The sequence below is a fragment of the Rubrivivax sp. JA1055 genome (genome assembly GCF_020966565.1).
In the GTDB taxonomy this organism is placed as follows: domain Bacteria; phylum Pseudomonadota; class Gammaproteobacteria; order Burkholderiales; family Burkholderiaceae_C; genus Rubrivivax; species Rubrivivax benzoatilyticus.
The window spans coordinates 19062-37269 of record NZ_JAJKFP010000007.1 but is presented as its reverse complement, the minus strand read 5'-3'; the positions used below and the strand labels follow the sequence as shown (position 1 = coordinate 37269).

Below are 18208 nucleotides of genomic sequence, written 5' to 3'. Positions count from 1 at the left end.
CGCCGCCCCGGCCTCAGCCGCGACGGCGGCGCGCGGCGCCGACGCCCGCCAGGGCCAGCACCCCGAGCGCCAGCGTGCCCGGCTCGGGCACGTCCTGCGGGTTCTCGTCGAACACCAGCGAGGTCGTGATCTGCAGGTTGGACTGCGTCGTGTGGCGCTCGGCGAAGAAGAAGTCGAACGAGTAGGTGCCGGATTCGCGCGCGTTGGCGCCGGAGAACAGCGCATCCAGGTTGACCGTCTGCGACTGCGCGCCGTGCACGCCGCCGAGGTCGATGCCCAGCAGATCGTCGAAGTACACCCAGACGTCGTCGTCGCCGGTGAAGGTGAACTCCTGGCCGGCGCCCTTCAGGTACGAGAACGTCGTCGAGATCGTGTACGTGAAGTGGTAGTTGTGGTTGCGGCCCTCGTTGCCCAGCAGCTGGCCGTCGATCGGGAAGAAGCTGTTCGACGAATAGGTGTAGAGACCGGGAGAGGTCTCGTCGAGCACCAGCGCGTACGAGGCGCTGGCGGTGGGCCGGGTGTACCAGAGGTCGAAGGCGCCGGCCCCGGTGTTGGAGATCACCGACTGGCCGAGCGCGGTGAGCGTCGGCGAGGCACCGCTCAGCGTCGACTGCACGTAACCCTGGCCGGCGGCCAGCGCTCCTTCGAAGTTGATGCCGTCGGCGTTGAAGTCGCGCACCGTGCCGGTGAGCGTCAGCGTGCTCGCCGACGCGGCGCTGGTGGCGGCGGCGAGCAGGGCCGCGGCGAAGAGCTTGGATCGCATGTTGTCCCTCCGGGTGTTCGGGGCATTGTCCGCAGCCGTCGTCCGGCCGTGATCCCCGGAGGCGCGGGGAGCGCTGCGCTCACCCCCTCGTTCGCGGCGGGCTCAGCGCAGGGCCCAGGCCAGCGCCGGCGCGACGAGCACGTTCAGCGCCCCGACCAGCACCATCACCAGCCCGGCGACCGCACCTTCCTCGGCGCCGACACGGTGCGCCTGGGCGACGCCGGCGCCGTGCGCGCCCATGCCGAACAGCGCGCCGCGTGCCAGCGTCGAGCGCAGCGGCAGCCAGCGCAGCAGCGCCTGGCCGATCGTCGCGCCGAGCACGCCGGTGAAGACGACGAACACCGCCGCCAGGTCGGGCACGCCGCCGATGTCGCCGGCCACCGTCATCGCGAACGGCGTGCTGACCGAACGCGGCACCAGGCTCAGCCGCAGCTCGCCGCCGACCCCCAGCCAGGACGCCAGCCACCAGGCGGTGAGGATGGACACCGTGCTGCCGACGACCATGCCGACGGCCAGCGCCGCGGCGTGGCGGCGCAGCAGCGCACGCTGCTCCCAGACCGGCACCGCGAAGGCCACCGTCGCCGGCCCCAGCAGCGCCAGCAGCCAGTGCGTGCCGCGCAGGTACTCGGCATAACTGCCGTGCAGCGCCAGCACGACGAGCAGCAGCACCGCCGGCGCCAGCACCAGCGGCAGGGTCCAGGCGCGCGGATGGCGGCGGTGCAGCGCCTTGGCCGCGGCGTAGGCGGCGATCGTCGGCGCCGACCACAGCAGCACCGCCGCGGCAGCCGACGCCGAGAACATCGCCATCACGGCTGCGCCCCGCCGCGGCGCAGCATGCACTCGACGGCCAGCGCGGTGGCGGCCATCACCGCCAGCGTGCCGCCGGCGATGACGACGAGCAGCTTCAGGCCCAGCCAGCCGAAGAGCTCCGGGTGGTCCAGCACCGCCAGCACCGCCGGCACGAAGAACAGCAGCATCTCGGCGATCAGCCAGCTCGCGCCGCGGCGCCAGCTCGCCACGCGCACCGCGCCGGTGGCCAGCAGCACGAACAGCAGCGCCATGCCGACCAGCCCGCCGGGCAGCGGCAGGCCGGTCGTGCGCACGATGAGTTCGCCCGCCGCCCAGACCGCGCCGATCGCGCCCAGCTGGGCGATGCGGCTGCGCCGCCAGCGGCGCCGCAGCGCCACCGTCGTGCCATGCCAGTCGGGTGCGAGATCCATGGCTTGCACTCTAGGTTGCAGCGCAGCATGATGAAAGCGAATGTTTGGACTGCGCTCCAGTCCCTTTTGGAATGGACATCAAGCTGCGCGCCGTGCGCGCCTTCATCGAGGTCGTGCGCCAGGGCGGTTTTTCGCCGGCGGCGCGCCAGGTCTTCGCCACCCAGTCGGCGGTCAGCAAGGCGGTGCGCCAGCTCGAGGACGAGCTGGGCGTCGTGCTGCTCGACCGCGGCGTGCAGCCGGCGCGCCTGACCGACGCCGGCGAGGTCGTCTACCGCCGCGCGCTGGCGCTGCTGGCCGAGCAGGACGACCTGCGCGCCGAACTCGACGAACTGCGTGGCCTGCAGCGCGGCCTGCTGCGCCTGGGCCTGCCGCCGATCGGCAGCAGCCAGCTCTTCGCGCCGCTGTTCGCTCGCTTTCGCAGCCTGTATCCCGGCATCGAGGTGCAGCTCGTCGAACACGGCAGCAAACGCCTGGAGCAGATGCTCAGCGACGGCGAGCTCGACCTCGCCGGGCTGCTGGCGCCGACCTCGGCGGCCTTCGACTGGCAGTCGGTGCGCGAAGAGCCGATGTGCGTGCTGGTCGCCGAGTCGGTGCCGCTGGCGGTCAACGGCGACTCGGTGGGCTTCGCGGCGCTGGCGGCGCAGCCCTTCGTGCTGTTCGAAGCCGGTTTTGCGCTCAACCCGATGCTCGTCGACGCGGCGCGCAGCGCCGGCTTCGAGCCGCACGTCGTCGCACGCACCAGCCAGATCGACTTCATGGTCGAACTCGTCGCCGCCGGGCTGGGCGTCGGCTTCCTGCCGCGGCTGATGGCCGAGCCGCGCCGCCGCCCGGGCGTGCGTGTGCTCGCGCTGGCCGAGCCGGCGCTGGTCTGGCACATGGCGCTGGCCTGGCGCCGCGGCGGCTACCTGCCGCACGCCGCACGCGCCTGGCTGGCGCTGGCAGCGGCCGCCGCCTAGGGCGTTCAGCGCACCGGCAGCGCGCGCGGCACCCAGCCCGAGGCGCCGAGCACGTCGACCCGCGCCCGGCGCGCGACGCTGTAGTGCAGCTCGGTGCCCGGCGCGACACCGAGCTCGTCCAGCCGGCGCTGCAGCAGCGCACGCGCCGGCGCGAGCTCGTGCACCTCGATGTCGATGCGGTGGAAACGCAGCGGCCGAACGCCGGCGCCGCCAGCCTCACCGAGCGAGCCGCCCCAGCCGAGCAGCGTGCCCTGGCCGGCTTCGGCGAGGGTCTGCTCGAGCGCGGCGTGCAAGGCATGGTGGGCATCGGCCGCTTCGTCGGTCGACGGGATCTTCAGATACAGGAATTCCATGGACGGCAGGACGGCAGGCGCCGGGGACGGGCGCCAGAACACAACGTGCGGGGCCGGGGTTGCGAGGACACCACCCCGGCACGCCGAAGTCCGCGGCGCGACGCCCGCGGCGGCTTAGACTGCCACCGCGGCACCTGCCGCCATGACAAGGAGGAGAAGCCGGCGATGGGCATGCGCACCACGCCCGGGCGCTGTCGCCCGAGTTCGGCCCCCCATCGGCAGCGCGGCCCTGCCGGGCGCCTGCGGCCTGCACGATGACCACGGCGCTGCTGGCCACCGCCCGCCGCCGTCGCGTGCTGCCGCTGGTCGCCACCGCGCTGCTGCTCGGCGCCGTGCTGGCCTGGGGCTGGCTGGCGCATCACCGCGCCGTGGCCAGCGCCGACGCCCAGACCGCCGCGCTGCGCCAGATCGCCGCCGAAGTCGAGCCCGGCATGCTGGTGCTGGCCGCCGGCAGCGGCGACACCGCGCCGGCCGCGGTCGCGCAGCGGCTGGACCGCGCGCGCAACGAGCTGCTCGAACTCGGCCGCCGTGCCGCGGCCGATGCACCGGCGGCTCGTTTCTCGGCCGCGCTGGACGCGGCGCTCGCCGCCCCCCACGAAGGCCGCACACTGCGCGCGCTGGCCGCCGCCTGGCGCGATTTCGAGGACACGACACAGGCTGGCGCCGAGCAGCGCCGGCGCGACGCCGACCGCCGCTTCGCGCTGCTGCTGCTGAGCGCCGCGGCCCTGGTCGCCGCGGTGCTGGCCTGGATGCTGCGGCCCTTGCGCGCCGATGCCGCGCTGCCGGACGCGCCGCTGGAGGCCACCGGCCACAGCGTCTTCGAACCCGGCGAACATCCGCTGGCGCGCCTGTCCGGCGAGACGCCGGCGATGCTCGTCGCCTACTGGGACCGGGCACTGCGGCTGCGTTTCGCCAACCAGGCCTATCTCGACTGGTACGGCCTGGAACGCGACGCGGTGCTGGGCCGCACGATGGGCGAGGTGCTCGGCGCCGAGGTCCCGGTGCGGCGGCGCGAGGCGCTGGATCGTGTGCTCGCCGGCGAGGTCGTGCAGACCCGGCTCGACATCGAGGGCTCGCGCGGGCGGCGCGGCCACTTCTGGGTCTACCGCCTGCCCGACAAACGCCGCGGGCGCATCGCCGGCTTCTACTTCATCGCCAGCAACGTCAGCGAGCTGCAGGACGCGCGCCTGGCCGCCGAAGCCGCCAACCTGGCGCTGGCGCGCGCGGAGGCCTTCACGCGCGAGCTGGCCGACACGCTGCCGGCGGTGGTGCTGTACTGGGACCACGAGGAACGCTGCCGCTTCGCCAACCTCGCGGCGCAGGACTGGTTCGCGCGCGGCGAGGCCGAGCTGCTGGGCCGCTCGATCGCCGAGCTGATCCCCGCCGAGCAGTACGAGGGGGCGCGGCCCTTCATCGAAGGCGCGCTGCGCGGCGAACGCCAGGAGTACGAACGCACGCTGGTGCGCGCCGACGGCCGCGCCGTGCCGCTGTACGCGCACTACGTGCCGCGTGTCATCGACGGCCAGGTGGTCGGCTTCCTGGCCGTGCTGACCGACGTCGGCGCGCTCAAGCAGGCCGAGCAGCGCCTGGCCGAGGCCAACGGGCAGCTCGAGCAGCGCGCCGTGCAGGCCGAGGCGGCGACCCGAGCCAAGAGCGCCTTCCTGGCCAACATGAGCCACGAGATCCGCACGCCGATGAACGCGATCATCGGCCTGACGCACCTGATCTCGCGCGCCACCCAGGACCCGCTGCAGCGCGAGCGGCTGCGCAAGGTCGACGGCGCGGCCGCGCACCTGCTGCAGATCCTCAACGACATCCTGGACCTGTCCAAGATCGAGGCCGGCAAGCTGCGGCTGGACCCGGTGGACTTCTCGCGCGACGAGCTGATCGCGCGGGCGCTGGACGTCGTCGAGGCCAGCGCACGCGCCAAGGGGCTGGAGCTGGTGCTCGACACCGACCACCTGCCCGCGCGGCTGCGCGGCGACGCACGGCTGCTGTCGCAGGCCCTGATCAACCTGCTGGGCAACGCGGTGAAGTTCACCGAACACGGTTGGGTGCGGCTGCGCGCCGCGCTGCTGCGCGAGCACGGCCAGCGGCTGCAGGTGCGCTTCGAGGTCCAGGACACCGGCATCGGCATCGCGCCGGAGCAGCAGGCCCGCCTGTTCACGGCTTTCGAGCAGGCCGACAGCTCGAGCACCCGGCGCCACGGCGGCACCGGGTTGGGGCTGGCGTTGACGCGCCACATCGCCGAGCTGATGGGCGGCAGCGCCGACGCCGTCAGCCGCCCCGGCGCGGGCAGCACCTTCGGGCTGACCGTCTGGCTCGAACGTGCGGAGTCCGTGCCTCCGGAGTCCGGCTCGCTGCCGCCGTCGCTGCGGGCGCTGGTCGTCGACGACCTGCCCGAGGCGCGCGAGGCCATCGCCTCGCAGCTGGAGCTGCTGGGCGTGCAGGCCGACACGGCCGACGGTGCCGAGCCGGCGCTGGCCCGGCTGGCGGCAGCGGGCCCGCGTCGCTACGACCTCTTCATCGTCGACTGCGTGATGCCGGTCTGCGACGGCTTCGAGACGCTGCGCCGGCTGCGTGCGGCCCCCGGCGGGGCCGGGCCGGCGGCGGTGCTCGTCAGCGCGCACGACGCCCCGGCGCTGCGTGAACGCGCCCGCGACGCCGGTTACGGGGCGGTGCTGATGAAGCCGCTGACGCCGTCGGCGCTGCACGACACGATCGCGCAGCTGCTGCGCTCGTCGCCGCGGACCGAGGCCGCGGCCGATGCCTCGGAACCGGCCTTCGTGCGCCTGTGCGCACGCGCCGCCGGCCGGCGCGTGCTGCTGGCCGAGGACAACCCGGTGAACCAGGAGGTTGCCGTGGCGCTGCTCGAGTCGGCGGGGCTGGAGGTCGTGGTCGCCGACGACGGCGCCCGCGCCGTCGAGCTGGCCTGCGGCTCGCCGCCGTTCGACCTCGTGCTGATGGACGTGCAGATGCCGGACATGGACGGCCTGACGGCCACGCGCACGATCCGTGAACGCGCCGGCCGCACGCTGCCGATCGTCGCGATGACGGCCAACGCCTTCGGCGAGGACCGCGAGGCCTGCCTGGCCGCCGGCATGGACGACCACGTCGCCAAGCCGGTCGATCCGGCGATGCTGTACACGACGCTGCTGCGCTGGCTGGACTGACGCTATTCGGCGCGGAAGCCCGAGGCACGCAGCAGCTCGGCGCCGACGGCAACCTGGGCGGCGACGAAGCGGCGGAACCCGTCGGGCGACAGCGGCGCCGGCTCGATGCCCAGCGCCTCCAGCGCCCCTGCGCGCGCCAGCGCGGCGGTGGCCGCGGCCACCGCCGCATCGAGTTCGGCGACGCGGCCGGCAGGCGTGCCGGCCGGGGCCCAGACGCCGTACCAGGAGTGGTGCTCGAAGCCCGGCAGCCCCGCCTCGCCGAAGGTCGGCAGCGACGGCAGCAGGCGGCTGCGCGCGGCGGCGCTGAGCGCCAGCGCCCGGACCCGGCCGGCACGGGCCAGCGGCAGCAGCGCCACCATCGAGTCGAGCAGCAGGTCGACATGGCCGCCGGCCACGTCCATCAGCGCCGGCTGCGTGCCCTTGTACGGCACGAGGTTCAGCCGCAGCGCGGCGCGGCGCGCCAGGTCCAGCGTCGCCAGGTGGCCGGGAGAACCGAAGGACGGGATGCCCGCGGACCAGGTGCCGGGCTCGCGCCGGACGGCGTCGAGCAGCTCGGGCAGCCCGGCCTCGGGCCGGCGCGGGGCCATGACCAGCATCAGCGGCGCCAGGCCGAAGCGGGTGACGGCGGCGAAATCGGTCTGCGGGTCGTAGGGCGGGCGCCCCAGCACCTGGCGCGTGAAGATGTGGGTCGCGGCGCTGAACAGCAGCGTGCGGCCGTCCGGCGGGGCCGAGAGCACCAGGCGGCCGCCGATCGTGCCGCTGGCCCCCGGGTGGTTCTCCACCACCACCGGCGTGCCGGTGACCGGCTGCAGCGCCGACGCAAGCAGGCGCGCTGCGGCGTCGACACCGCCGCCGGCCACGAAGGGCACGATCAGGCGCAAGGCCGAACCCCGCGCCGCCCGGGCGGGCCGCGTCCCCGGCACCGCCAGTGCCGCCAGCAACAGGCTGCGGCGCTTCAGCGCCGGCACGACGACTCCATCGAGGTTCTCCCGCAAGGCCCGTCCACGCGGGCCGAGCCTGTGCCGCGACCCGGGCCGGCGCAAGCGCACCGTCGGCCCGGCGGGCGTGACGCGAGCCGCCACGGCGGCGGCGCGTCGGGCAGGCGGCGCACGCCGCCCGCCACGATCACTGGGCGCGCAGCTCGTCCAGCGTCTTGCCGGCGGCCAGCGCCGCGCGGATCCACTCCGGGCGCTTGCCGCGGCCGACCCAGGTGTTGCCCTGGCCGTCGGCATAAAGCGCCTTGCCGGCGGGCTTGCGCGAACGCGAGGCCTTGGGCGCCAGGCCGAGGTCGGCGGCGGTCAGGCCGTATTCGGCGATCTGCGCCTTGATGCCGGCGACGACGTCGGCGATCTCCTTCTTGCGCAGCGCTTCGGCTTCGGCCTGGAGCTTTTCGATCTGTGCCTGGATTTCGGCATAGGTCGCCGTCGGCGCGGAATTCTTCTTGGTGGCCATTCGGTGATGATCCTTCATTAGAGGGGAAGAAAAGGATAACGTGAAAACGCAGCAAAGCGCTGCGCGGTTTACCCAAGCCGTACCCGCAGCAGGCCAATGCGGCAGCCGGCGTTAATGCCGCCGGCGGCGCCGCCGTCAAAGCCAGCCGAAATGGCTGCGCAGGTGATGCGCCGTGACGTTGACCGGATCGACCGGCGCCTGAGGGAACTGGCGCATCGTCGCGCCGCGCCAGCCGCCCGGGTTCTGTCCGAGCACCGCGATCGACTTGAAGCGCCAGCCGGCGGATTGCAGATGATCGAGATAGGCGGCGGCATCGGGCAGCTTCTGCGGGTCGACCGGATGGGCCAGCGGCCAGAGGCAGAACAGCACCGCGCCGCAACGCCGGCCGGCGACTTCGGCCGCGAAGTCCGCTGGTGTCGTGCGTGTCTCCTGCAATGCCCCGGCGCGCGCGTACAGGCGCAATACGGGGCCGCCGGAGGCCGGCTGGATGTCGCGCAGGCTGCGATTGAAGCAGCCGGTCAGGCTGCGCACGAGCGTCGACTTGCGCGTGTTCGGGTTGCCGATGAGGACGTACGCTTCCACGAGGGAGTCCGGAATGTCGTGCCGCCCCGATGATGCCGCAGCCAGCAGCCCAACGGCCGCCGAAAGGCGTAATTCAGTCGATGCGCAGGCCGGCCGGCCCGAAGCCGATGCGTTCGGCATCGACCTTGAAGAACTGGCCGAGATAGCCGCGCGCGGCCTCGCGCAGGCGCTGCTGCGTCGCGGCATCGGGCTGCTGCTGCAGCGCCATCCGGGTGCCGGCCATCAGCATGCCGAGGATGGCCAGTTGCTCGTACATCTCGCGCCGGTCGGCCGCCGGCGCCTTGGCCAGTTCGGGCTGCGCCGCCAGCAGCGTGCGCATCTGCCGGACCACCGGCATGAAATGCTCGTCCGCGAACGGCCGGTCGTGCAGGCCCATCCAGCTGCCGACGAGAAACGCCGCGAGCGCGCCGCCGAGGTCGCCGTGGGCCAGGCCGAACTGCGTCTCGATGCCGCGGTAACGCTGCAGCAGATCCGCGAACAGCGCCCGCGCCTGGGGCTGGCGGTCGGCCGGGTAGAAGCTGGCGAGCCTGGCCGGCATCGTCGCCGGGCCGCGCGTGGACACGAGCAGCGCCGCCGCGGACGCGCCTTCGCGGGGAGCGCGCGCGGCCGACCGCAGGCGCTCGGGCGTGTGCAGGTCGTTGACGACCGACTGCGTCAGATAGCTGGTGGCCAGGAAACTGGACATCGGCATCTGCAGCGTGCCGTAGTCCGAGGCGACGATCTGCGCACCGGCCGGGGCCGTCCAGAGCGCCGCGGCGCATGCGAGCACCAGGCCGGACAGCCGGGCCCGCCGCGCCGCGCCCGGGCGCCGGTTGCAGACGATGGCGGATGGTGACGATCTCATCGGAACACTCCTGTGGACTCCCGCCACGGCCTGCGCGGCCGGGCGGCACACGCCCGGCCGCAGCCAGGCCCGGAATCGGGGCGGCACCCGGGCGACGCGCACGCCGGGCTCACGGGGTCCACCCCAGCAGATCACAGCCCAGCGTGCCGCGCCGGCCGTCGCGCTCGGTGACCTTGAAACGCTGCACGCCGGCGCTGGACGGCGTCACGCCCCGCACGGTGGCCGGGGCCCAGTACAGGTCGCAGCCGCCGGACATGCCGCCCGAACAGCCGGTCGTCGTGCAGACGCTGGCGGGGTCGACGTCGAAAGCGAAGGCCTGCCCGTCGGGCGACCAGACGGCGGAGCTCGTGCGCCCGGTGTCGGTCAGGCGCTGCACGCCGCGGCCGTCCAGGGCCGAGATCCAGAGGTCGGTCGAGCGCACGCCGCCATCCGGCCAGCGCTGTTGCCAGCTCGTGATGATGCGGGCACCGGCGCGGTCGACCCAGAGCCGGCCGACGACGCGGCCGGCAACCGCCAGCCGGCCGGCCGGGCGCACGTCCAGCGCCGGCGTGCCGATGCGGATGGCGCCGTCGGCGGCGAGATGCAGCACACGGCCGTCGGGCAGCCAGTCCGCCGCGGCGTCGACGCCGGGATATCGCGCGACCAGGCTCGCCGCCGCGAGGTCGAGCAGCCGCCACTCGCGCCGCACCGACTCGACGCCGCCGGCGGTGGGGGACCACAGCACGAGCACCTCGTCCACGCGCAGCGGCGACGGGCGCACACGACGGACGTAGCCGTCCAGGCGGACACGGCGCAGCAAGGCGCCGGCGCGCGTGAACAGGCTCAGCGTCGAGACGTCCTCGCGGCGCTCGTACTCCCAGGTGAGGTAGTGGCTGCCGTCGGGCACCGGCACGCCGGTCTCGACCCGGTTGAGCACCCGGGTCGGGGCACCGGACAGTTCGGACACCCGGAGGCCGTGCACGGCCTCGCGGATGAACGCGTCGTGCCAGAGCGTGCCGGCCGCAGCGCCGGCGCAGGCCGGCCACGGCAGCAGCGCCGCACACGCCGCGGCCAGCGTCCGGCCACGGCCCCGGGGCAGCCGGCCCGGGCCGGGTGTCATCGTTCCGCCTCGCCAATGGCCATGGTGCTGATGATCGGCACAAAAACGCTGCGCACTGTGCTTGGCCATGTCGACAGGCGCAACCCCGGAAACGCGTACGCTTGAAATGACGGCTCTCAACTTGAAACAGCCGGTTAAATATTTCGCCGATGACGAATGACGAACGCCACGCCGGATCGGTAATCCGTTCGTCATGAAATCGCCGGATGCTGCGCCAATCGTTCGATGCCATCGACGCCGGCGATCGCCAGCGTGCACCGCGGACACGGGCGTGGGCCGGGCTCGCCGTGCCGGCGCCTCACCCGGGAAACCGCCATCCATCGCATCCACCGGCCGGATGAAGGACCCCGTGCAGCAGCTTGCACCGGGCACGCCGATGCGGCAAAGCGCGACAACGACAATGCGCAATGCAGGCACCGTTCATCCAGGCGACATCTCGAAACGACGCCACCCTCCCGTCCTTATTCGATCGGATTCATGTTCGACCGAGAATGAATATCGAGCGACGCCACCGCAGCGCCGAATGCCGGCCGCTCGCGACGAGCACGAAAGGCCAACGATGAGCCGCACGAAGAACCGCTGGGCCCGCATCGCGATGGGCATCGCGCTCGCCTGGCCCGTCCTGGCCGCGGCCTACGGCCCGATGTACAACATCGGCAACCTCGGCGTGCTGGACTCGTCGTGGTACTACCAGTCGATCCAGTACCGCATCGTCGAGAACGCGCGCGAGCGCCACGCGGGCCGCAAGCCGGCCGAGGCCCCGCCGCCGGCCGGCCGCGAGGCGCTCGCCGGCCTGCTGACCGCGCCCGATGGCACGACCCGCGTCCCGGCGCGGCTGGCGGCGGCGTACCCGCCGGCCGGCCGCTCGCAGGCCGAGTCCACGTTCGCCACGCTGCTGCGGTCCTATGGCGACATCGAGCGCCGCTTCGGCATCGAGGCCGGCGACCTCGGCGGCGCGGCCGCGGCCTTCGTCGCCGGCTGCTGGATGGCGATGCACGGCGCCGACTTCCCCGACCGCCACTTCGCGACGCTGGTCGCGCAGATGCGCCAGGTGATGGCCTCGCAACCCGGCTTCGCCGCGGTGCCGGCCCGCGAGCGGCGCGAGGCCTACGAGCAGCTGGCCATCATCGGCATGTTCATGGCGACGACCCAGATGGGGCTGATGGCCAGGCCCGATCCGGCACTGGCGCGCAGCAGCCGCGACGCGGCACGGCGCTACCTCGCCGGCTTCCTCAAGGGCGACGTCGATCGCCTGACGCTGAGCGACGACGGGCTGCGGCTGCGCTGAACGCCCGCCGCGCCCCGAACGAACGTGATGAACTCCGGCAAAGCCCATGCCGCACGCCGCCCCCGCGGCAACGGCCCCGGCGACCAGCGCGAACGTGCACAGGCGCGGCTCGACGACCCGTCGAGGCCGCTGGCCAACGCCATGTCGCTGCTGAACGCGGCGGCCCGCTTGTCCGCCCACGCCGCGGTGGCCGCGCGGGGGCCGCGGCCATGACGCCGGGCGGGTTCTGGCGCCGCCGCAGCACCCCGCCGCGCGAGGCGCTGGCCGCACGGCTGCGCCGCTATCCGCCCTGCGAGACCGCGCCGGCCGGCCTGGGCACGGTGCCGAGCCCTGCGCAGGCCGCCACCAAGCTGGCCGAGTTCGAACGCGCGCGGCCGCAGCGCCTGCGGCAGGTGTCGGCCCTGCTGCACGACGACGCCGGCCTGGACACCGGCCCGGCACTCGCGGAGCCCGCCCGGCACGCCGCCGCGCTCGCCGACGCGCTGCAGCGCTGGGCCGGCGCCGCCTGGCCCGCGCCCCGGCCGCAGGACAGCCTCGCGCACTGGATGGCCAGCCGCCGCTGCGGCGAGGACATCGTCTACTCGATGCTGCTGGACCTCGCGATCCTGCTCGGCGAGCTGATCCACCGCGGCAACCCGGCCTGGCGCTGGGGCCTGGACCTGGACCCGGAGAACCTCGCCGACGGGATCATCACCGCACACCGCATCGTGCTGACGGCCGAGCCGGTGGGCACGCACACGACGCCGTTCGTGCTCGACGTCGAGGGCGTCGTCGTGTACCGCTTCCTGCACCCCGACGCGCCGGCGCAGCGGCTGCTGAATCCGTTGCGGCAGCTGGTCGAACGCGGCTTGCGCGGCGACGACTTCGCCGCGTTCCGCGGCCCCTAGGGCGGCTCCGGCCGGAAGCTGCGGCCGTCCCAGGTCCAGCGGCGCCCGTCGGCGCAGGCGATGCTGCGCCCCTGCCGCGGCAGCGTGCAGTCGTCGCTCTCGCGCCAGCCCGGCAGCAGCGTGGCCGTGACGTCGCGCCAGCGCGCGCCGTCGCGGCGCAGCCAGCGCGTGCGCTGGGCCTGCGGCCAGCGCTGCTGGACGGCGACGACGGCGCCGCCGTCGGCGGCGCGGAACAGCGCCGCGACATACGCCGGCCGGCCGCCGTCGCCGCGCAGCGCCAGATAGCCGTTGGCGCGGTCGTGCACCTCGTGCAGCGGATGGCCGGGCTGCAGCCGCTGCAGCCGCTCCAGCCGCGTCAGGTCGACGAGGTCCAACGGCAGCGACACGAACGCCGCCGCCAGCTCGCCCTCCACCGGCGGCAGCAGCCGCGCGTAGGCCGGGGCCAGACGGCGGCGGGCCTCGGCGACGTCGGTGACGCCGTCCAGCAGCGCCTCGAGCGCGGGCACCGGGCGCACGCCGTCGCCGTCGCGGCGCAGCACGCGGGCGCTGTCGTGGCGCTCGCCGCCGGCCGGCGCGGCGCGGGTGTGGCGCTCCAGCAGCACCAGGTCGTGCGCGCCCTCGGGGCCGGCGGCGAAGGCGGCACGCAGCTCGATGTCGAAGAAGGCGTCGGCCGGGTCCGGGTCGCGCAGGCGCAGCAGCCGCCAGTGCGCGGCGTCTCCCGGGCGCGGCATCAGGTACCAGACGGCGACGCCGCCGTCCGGCCCGGCGCTGCGCAGCGCCAGCAGCCAGCCGCGTTCGTCGGCACCGAAGGGCAGCGCCAGCGGGCCGTGCAGCAGCCGCGCGCCGGGGGGCAGCAGCGTGCGCAGCGCGGCCTCGTCGGCGGCCGCCGCGGCGGGCACCTCGCCCGGCGGGTCGTCGGGCGCGGCGGCCACGGCACCGCCCAGCGCCGCGAGCAGCGCACCGCACAGCAGGTTGGGCAGCGTCATGCGGCGACGATAGCGCCGCCGGCTCAGTACCAGGTTTCCAGACCCAGCGTCAGGTAACGCCGCCAGTAGCCGCTGCCGGACTCGCCGGTGGCCATGCGCTGGCCGCTGCCGCCGGTGGCCAGGCGCAGCCGGGCCGACGGTGCCAGGTCCCAGCCCACGGCCAGCTCCCAGAAGTTGGGGTGCGCCGTGCTGCGGTTGCCGGCGCTGTCGGTCTCGCGCGCGACGCCCAGGCCCAGCCGCAGCTGCAGGTCCACCGGGCGCCACTCGCGCGCCAGCGCCAGGTAGGCGCGCGCCTCGTGGTAGCGGTCGGGGTTCCAGTAGCCGCGGTCGACGTCGTCGTCGCCGGCGCTGCGCTCGATGAGGTTGGCCTCGACGCCGGCGGACAGGCCGCGCAGCGGCAGCGTGCGTTCGGCGCGGCCGCGCAGGCGCAGCCGCGTCGTGCCGTCGTCGAAACGCTGCACCGCACCCGAGCCGGCATAGGACCAGGGCCCGGTCGGGCGGAAGTCGACGCCGAGCGCCAGCGAGTCCACCGTGACCCGGTTGGCGACGGCACGCGGGGCCTCGACGAGTTCACGCGCGGCCTGGGCGTCGACGCGCCAGTGGTCGGCGGGCACACCGGTCAGGCGCAGGGTCGGCAGCACCGGATGCCAGCCGTCGAAGTTGGCCGCCCGCAGCGCGATCGACGGCCACCAGGTGCCCGCCGGGCTGCCCGGTTCGCCGACGCGCCAGCGCAGCGAGGCCGCGACCTGGTTGGCCGCCGGGTCGCCGTTGGCGTCGTCCAGCGTCAGCCGGCGGGTCTGCAGGTCGACGGTCGCACCCGGCGCCGGATGCCAGCCGCCGCCGACGGTCCAGGCCCGCGTGTCGAGCTCGTCCTTGTCTTCGGAGGCCTCGAAGCCGGCGTAGCCGAAAGGCCGCAGCTCGCGGCCGATGCGCCAGTCGCGCAGCCAGGCCGACTCGGCGTCGGTCGGCTCGGCCAGCAGCGGCCAGGCGCGGTCTTCGTAGCCGGCCCACCACCAGGCGCGGGCGAGGTCGGCCCGTTCGCCCGGGTGCACCGGCGCCGGCTGCGCCAGGAAGCCGGCGAGCGCCGCGCGGGGCGCACCGGCGAAGTTGCGGGCGTTGGCCAGCGCCCAGGCCAGGTCGCGGTCGGCCGGGAAACGGCGGGCGAGTGTCTCGAGTTCGCGCACGGCGCCGGCTTCGTCGCCGCTCCACAGCCGAGCGGTCGCCAGCCGGCGCTGCAGCCGCACGTCGTCGGGCGCGAGGGCCTGCGCCTCGGTGAAGGCGGCGACGGCCCCGGCGGCGTCACCCCCGGCCTGACGCGCCTGGCCCAGGCCGTCGAGCAGCGCGGCCCGCGTGGCGCCGGCGGTGCCCGGCACGAGTTCGGCGAACAGCGCCGCAGCCTCGGCCGCGCGGCCGCTCCACAGGCTCTGCCAGGCCAGCGAAGGCACGATGTCGGCGCGCCGCTGCGGCGCCTGGGCCAGCGCGCGCCGGTACAGCGCCGCGGCCTCGGCATTGCGGTCGGCGAAGCCGTGCACACGCGCCGCCTCGATCAGCAGGTCGACGTCGTCGCCGTGGGCGGCGACGAGCTGCACGTACAGCGGCAGCGCCTGCGCCCAGTCGCGCTGCTCGGCGGCGGCGCGGGCCTCGGCGCGGCCCGCGGCGGCAACCGGCGCGGCGGCGAAAGCGGCGGCCAGCGCCAGCAGCAGCGGTGCCAGGCGCGGGCTCACGAGCCCCTCCCGACACGCGCGGTGCTCCAGCGCACGGCCTGGGTCGCCGGGCGGCGGAACAAGGTCGGCAGCGCGACGACGGTCGTGACGGCCAGGAAGGCCCAGTAGATCAGCGGATACCACACGGCGTAAGGCAGGAAGCGGGTGATGCCGGGGTCGTAGCGGCGGTCGATCCAGACGCCGACCGTCAGCTGCAGCATGCACAGCGTCGCGATCGCCATGCCCCAGAGGTTGGGGATCGGCGAGGCGCCGACCGGCGGCAGGCCGACCGCCCAGGACAGCGTCCACAGCGTCGCCAGCAGCACGAAACACACCGACCACAGGATGGACAGCGAGGACTCGACGAACACCGGCCACAGCCGCCGGCTGCGCCACGTGACCAGCACGTCGGCATGCTTGCGCAGCACCTGGATCAGCCCGCGCGCCCAGCGCAGGCGCTGGCGCCACAGGCCGCGGTAGGACAGCGGCACCGTCATCCAGCACAGCGCACGCGGCTCGTAGCGCACGTCGTAATGGCGCTTCTGCAGCCGCCAGGTGAGTTCGATGTCCTCGGTGGGCATGTCGGGGCTGTAGCCGCCGACGTCGAGCACGGCGCTGCGGCGCAGCGCCGCGACGACGCCCGAGACGGTGACGATGCGGCCCCAGACGCGCTGCGCACGGCGCAGCAGGCTGACGATGGACGAGAACTCCACCGCCTGCAGCCGCGCCAGGAAGCTGCCGGTGTTGCGCACACGCGGATTGCCGGTGACGGCGGCCACGCGTGGCGAGTCGAAGTGCGGGACGATGTAGCGCAGCATGCGCGCGTCGGGCTCGGCGTCGGCGTCCAGGCCCATCAGGATCTCGCCGCGCGCCAGCGCGATGGCGTCGTTGAGCGCCATCGCCTTGCCTTCGTTGTTCGCCTTGTGCACCAGGCGCAGCCGCGGGTCGGCCGTCAACGGTTCCAGCGCCGCCAGCGTGCCGTCGGTCGAGCCGTCGTCGACGACGATGACCTCGTAATGCGGGTAGTCCATGCGCAGCATCGACTCGACCGAACGGCGGATCACCGCCTCCTCGTTGTGCGCCGGCACCAGCACGCTGACGAAAGGCAGGTCGGCGTCGGATCGTTTCGGGTCGGGACCGACGGTCTCCTCCCAGCGCACGCGGAAGATCAGCGCGGTGACGATCCACATCAGGCTGGTGACGATCGGGTAGATCGCGAAGAAGGCCAGCACCCAGCCGTACCAGGCCGTGGTCTGCACGGCCAGCAGCCACGCTTCCATCAGAGCACCTCCTGGCGCTGCTCGCGCCGCGGCGGCACGGCGGCCGCCGGCGCGCTGCGCTCTGCGGGCGGCTCGACGAGCTCGAAGCGCTTGTGCGCGCCGTCGTTGCGGATGCACACCCGGCGGGCGCCGGCCAGCATGGCCCAGTCGGCGTCGATGTGGCGGCCGTTGAAGTCGTGGCGGTAGTCCAGCGCCACCCGCGCGCTGCTGCGCCGCGGCCCCTTGCGGCGGTAGATGCCGACGTTGTGCAGCACCCACGACAGCGTCAGCACCGGCACCAGCACCAGCGCACCGCCGATCAGCAGCAGCAGTTCGGCGAAGTCGGGGCGCCCGGCGAGGACCCGCTCCCAGCCCCAGACGAACAGCACCCAGCCGGCGAGCACGACCAGCGCATGCAGCAGGCGACGCGCCGCCGTCAGCCGCTCGGGCCGAGCGGCTGTGTGCGGGAGCGGGGGGGTCATGCGCGGCGGCCGATCGTGCGGCGCAGCCCCAGCATCGCCAGGGCCGGCAGCAGCAGCGCCAGCGTCGAAGGTTCAGGCACCGCCGAGGTCGGCAGCAGGTTCTGCGGGTCGACCAGCGTCCAGTCGCTGCCCTGGTAGCTGTAGCGCAGGTCGACGACGCCGGCCTGCAGCCGGTTCCAGCTGCCGAGCTCGAAGCCGTACAGGCCCGGGGTCAGGAACAGGTCCTCGGCGAAACCCAGGCGGTCACGCGGGTTCAGGAAGTCCTTGCCGATCTCCAGCGTCTCCTCCAGGCCCAGCAGGCGGAAGAAGAAGCCGTCGTCGTAGAGCACCGAGAAGTTGTAGAGGCCGGCCTCGGTGATGCGGATGAAGCCCTCGAAGTGCGAGGTCCAGTTGCCGTTGGCGTCGTCGCCGCAGACACCGCTGTCCTGGCTCAGCGGCACCGGGGTCGCCGGGCCCCATTGCGCCGAATGGGCGCCGTTGTAGCAGCCGTTGCCGTAGTTGATCGCCGAGGACAGGCCGCTCCAGCTGGAGATGATGTCCGGCGCGCCGGCACCGCCGCCGCCGGCCGCCGCGGCCTGCACCGCCTGCCAGTCGGCGCGGCCCCACAGGCCGGTGCCCCAGCCGTAGCTGCCGATCGCGCTGCCGCTGCCGTAGCTCTGCGTGGCCTCGTTCCAGAGCACGGTGCTGCCCTGCCAGTTGCCGTCGATCTGCACGAAGCTGGCGTCGGCGCCGCTGCCGCTGGCGTAGCTGCCGGCGTACAGCGGCGACAGGTTCAGCGGGCTCGCCAGTGCCGCCGGGGCGGCGGCGACGAGGAGGCCGGCGGCACAGGCCAGCACACTGAGCTTCAGGCGGGAGATTCGGGTGTCGGACATGGTGATCGGGGCGGTGCGACCGCAGGCGCCGGGGTGTTCGAAGGCACCGTTTGCGCGGCGCCTTTATAGGCTACAAAAACTGCAGTCAATCCTGACATTGCGTTGTTTGAAACAATGTCAAACAAATCCGGCCGGCTGTGCACCCCGATTCAGGTGGTTGAACCACAGCTTCGGCCCTGTTTCAGGGCCTGGGCGTGCAATACGACACGCCGCCGAAGGCTCGGCTTTGATCTTCCGCAGCGATCACCGGCAGCGAAGATGGTTTGGCGACCCCTCGCCCTCCGCGCTG

At 74.0% G+C, this 18208-nt stretch carries 19 protein-coding genes; 5 read left to right on the top strand and 14 right to left on the bottom strand.

The window, feature by feature from the left end; translation table 11 throughout:
* Nucleotides 1-13: 13 nt before the first annotated feature.
* The 3 genes from LOC65_RS16610 to LOC65_RS16600 all read right to left on the bottom strand — a co-directional run bounded on the left by LOC65_RS16610 (nt 14) and on the right by LOC65_RS16600 (nt 1983).
* Complete coding sequence (locus LOC65_RS16610; protein WP_164963047.1) at nt 14-763, bottom strand: fibro-slime domain-containing protein; 750 nt, start codon at nt 761-763, stop codon at nt 14-16.
* 102 nt (nt 764-865) lie between these two features.
* Nucleotides 866-1570: an LrgB family protein gene (locus LOC65_RS16605; protein WP_230248329.1), complete on the bottom strand. Its 705-nt coding sequence runs from the start codon at nt 1568-1570 to the stop codon at nt 866-868.
* Complete coding sequence (locus tag LOC65_RS16600; RefSeq protein ID WP_009857036.1) at nt 1570-1983, bottom strand: CidA/LrgA family protein; 414 nt, start codon at nt 1981-1983, stop codon at nt 1570-1572. The genes LOC65_RS16605 and LOC65_RS16600 overlap by 1 nt, the downstream gene beginning before the upstream one ends.
* 77 nt (nt 1984-2060) lie before the next feature.
* Here LOC65_RS16600 and LOC65_RS16595 point away from each other — a divergent pair, with 77 nt between their 5' ends.
* Nucleotides 2061-2939 (top strand): LysR family transcriptional regulator, encoded by an 879-nt coding sequence (locus LOC65_RS16595; protein WP_405048258.1) that lies wholly within the window; start codon nt 2061-2063, stop codon nt 2937-2939.
* A gap of 5 nt (nt 2940-2944) precedes the next feature.
* Here LOC65_RS16595 and LOC65_RS16590 read toward each other — a convergent pair whose 3' ends face one another.
* Nucleotides 2945-3292 carry a hypothetical protein gene (locus tag LOC65_RS16590; RefSeq protein WP_009857038.1) on the bottom strand — a complete coding sequence of 116 codons (348 nt, stop codon included), beginning with the start codon at nt 3290-3292 and terminating at the stop codon, nt 2945-2947.
* A 254-nt stretch (nt 3293-3546) separates the two neighbouring features.
* Between LOC65_RS16590 and LOC65_RS16585 the strand changes: the two genes are divergently transcribed.
* Nucleotides 3547-6465, top strand: a complete 2919-nt coding sequence (locus tag LOC65_RS16585; protein WP_230248327.1) for a response regulator — start codon at nt 3547-3549, stop codon at nt 6463-6465.
* A 2-nt stretch (nt 6466-6467) separates the two neighbouring features.
* On the opposite strand, the gene LOC65_RS16580 is transcribed toward LOC65_RS16585, so the two are convergent.
* The 5 genes from LOC65_RS16580 to LOC65_RS16560 form a co-directional block, all read right to left on the bottom strand.
* A complete protein-coding gene (locus LOC65_RS16580; protein WP_230248326.1) occupies nt 6468-7433 on the bottom strand; it encodes a tripartite tricarboxylate transporter substrate binding protein in 966 nt (321 codons plus the stop codon).
* Between the two features lie 157 nt (nt 7434-7590).
* Nucleotides 7591-7917 (bottom strand): H-NS family nucleoid-associated regulatory protein, encoded by a 327-nt coding sequence (locus tag LOC65_RS16575; RefSeq protein ID WP_230248325.1) that lies wholly within the window; start codon nt 7915-7917, stop codon nt 7591-7593.
* A gap of 135 nt (nt 7918-8052) precedes the next feature.
* Nucleotides 8053-8619 carry a hypothetical protein gene (locus LOC65_RS16570; protein WP_230248324.1) on the bottom strand — a complete coding sequence of 189 codons (567 nt, stop codon included), beginning with the start codon at nt 8617-8619 and terminating at the stop codon, nt 8053-8055.
* Nucleotides 8573-9343, bottom strand: a complete 771-nt coding sequence (locus LOC65_RS16565; protein ID WP_230248323.1) for a DUF6683 family protein — start codon at nt 9341-9343, stop codon at nt 8573-8575. The genes LOC65_RS16570 and LOC65_RS16565 overlap by 47 nt, the downstream gene beginning before the upstream one ends.
* A 109-nt stretch (nt 9344-9452) precedes the next feature.
* On the bottom strand, nt 9453-10442 hold the full coding sequence (locus LOC65_RS16560) for a six-bladed beta-propeller, TolB-like protein (RefSeq protein WP_230248322.1): 990 nt from the start codon (nt 10440-10442) through the stop codon (nt 9453-9455).
* A gap of 559 nt (nt 10443-11001) precedes the next feature.
* Here LOC65_RS16560 and LOC65_RS16555 point away from each other — a divergent pair.
* Genes LOC65_RS16555 through LOC65_RS16545 form a run of 3 tightly spaced genes read left to right on the top strand, consistent with a single transcriptional unit; the run spans nt 11002 to nt 12617 of the window.
* On the top strand, nt 11002-11730 hold the full coding sequence (locus LOC65_RS16555; RefSeq protein ID WP_230248321.1) for a DUF6683 family protein: 729 nt from the start codon (nt 11002-11004) through the stop codon (nt 11728-11730).
* Nucleotides 11731-11757: 27 nt separating this feature from the next.
* Nucleotides 11758-11943 (top strand): hypothetical protein, encoded by a 186-nt coding sequence (locus LOC65_RS16550; RefSeq protein WP_230248320.1) that lies wholly within the window; start codon nt 11758-11760, stop codon nt 11941-11943.
* The gene (locus tag LOC65_RS16545; protein ID WP_230248319.1) at nt 11940-12617 is read left to right on the top strand and encodes a hypothetical protein; all 678 of its coding nucleotides are present in this window, start codon (nt 11940-11942) and stop codon (nt 12615-12617) included. The genes LOC65_RS16550 and LOC65_RS16545 overlap by 4 nt, the downstream gene beginning before the upstream one ends.
* On the opposite strand, the gene LOC65_RS16540 is transcribed toward LOC65_RS16545, so the two are convergent.
* From LOC65_RS16540 to LOC65_RS16520, 5 genes are read right to left on the bottom strand one after another with little or no spacing between them, the layout of a single operon-like run.
* Nucleotides 12614-13603, bottom strand: coding sequence for a hypothetical protein (locus LOC65_RS16540; protein ID WP_230248318.1), 990 nt, complete (start codon nt 13601-13603; stop codon nt 12614-12616). The two genes, LOC65_RS16545 and LOC65_RS16540, sit on opposite strands and share 4 nt — an antisense overlap.
* Before the next feature lie 23 nt (nt 13604-13626).
* Complete coding sequence (locus LOC65_RS16535) at nt 13627-15327, bottom strand: tetratricopeptide repeat protein (RefSeq protein WP_230248317.1); 1701 nt, start codon at nt 15325-15327, stop codon at nt 13627-13629.
* Complete coding sequence (gene pgaC, locus LOC65_RS16530; RefSeq protein WP_009855513.1) at nt 15324-16586, bottom strand: poly-beta-1,6-N-acetyl-D-glucosamine synthase; 1263 nt, start codon at nt 16584-16586, stop codon at nt 15324-15326. Before pgaC ends, LOC65_RS16535 begins: the two co-directional genes overlap by 4 nt.
* On the bottom strand, nt 16586-17047 hold the full coding sequence (locus LOC65_RS16525; protein WP_230248316.1) for a hypothetical protein: 462 nt from the start codon (nt 17045-17047) through the stop codon (nt 16586-16588). Before LOC65_RS16525 ends, pgaC begins: the two co-directional genes overlap by 1 nt.
* Complete coding sequence (locus LOC65_RS16520; RefSeq protein WP_029719011.1) at nt 17044-17919, bottom strand: PEP-CTERM sorting domain-containing protein; 876 nt, start codon at nt 17917-17919, stop codon at nt 17044-17046. Before LOC65_RS16520 ends, LOC65_RS16525 begins: the two co-directional genes overlap by 4 nt.
* Nucleotides 17920-18208: the final 289 nt, after the last annotated feature.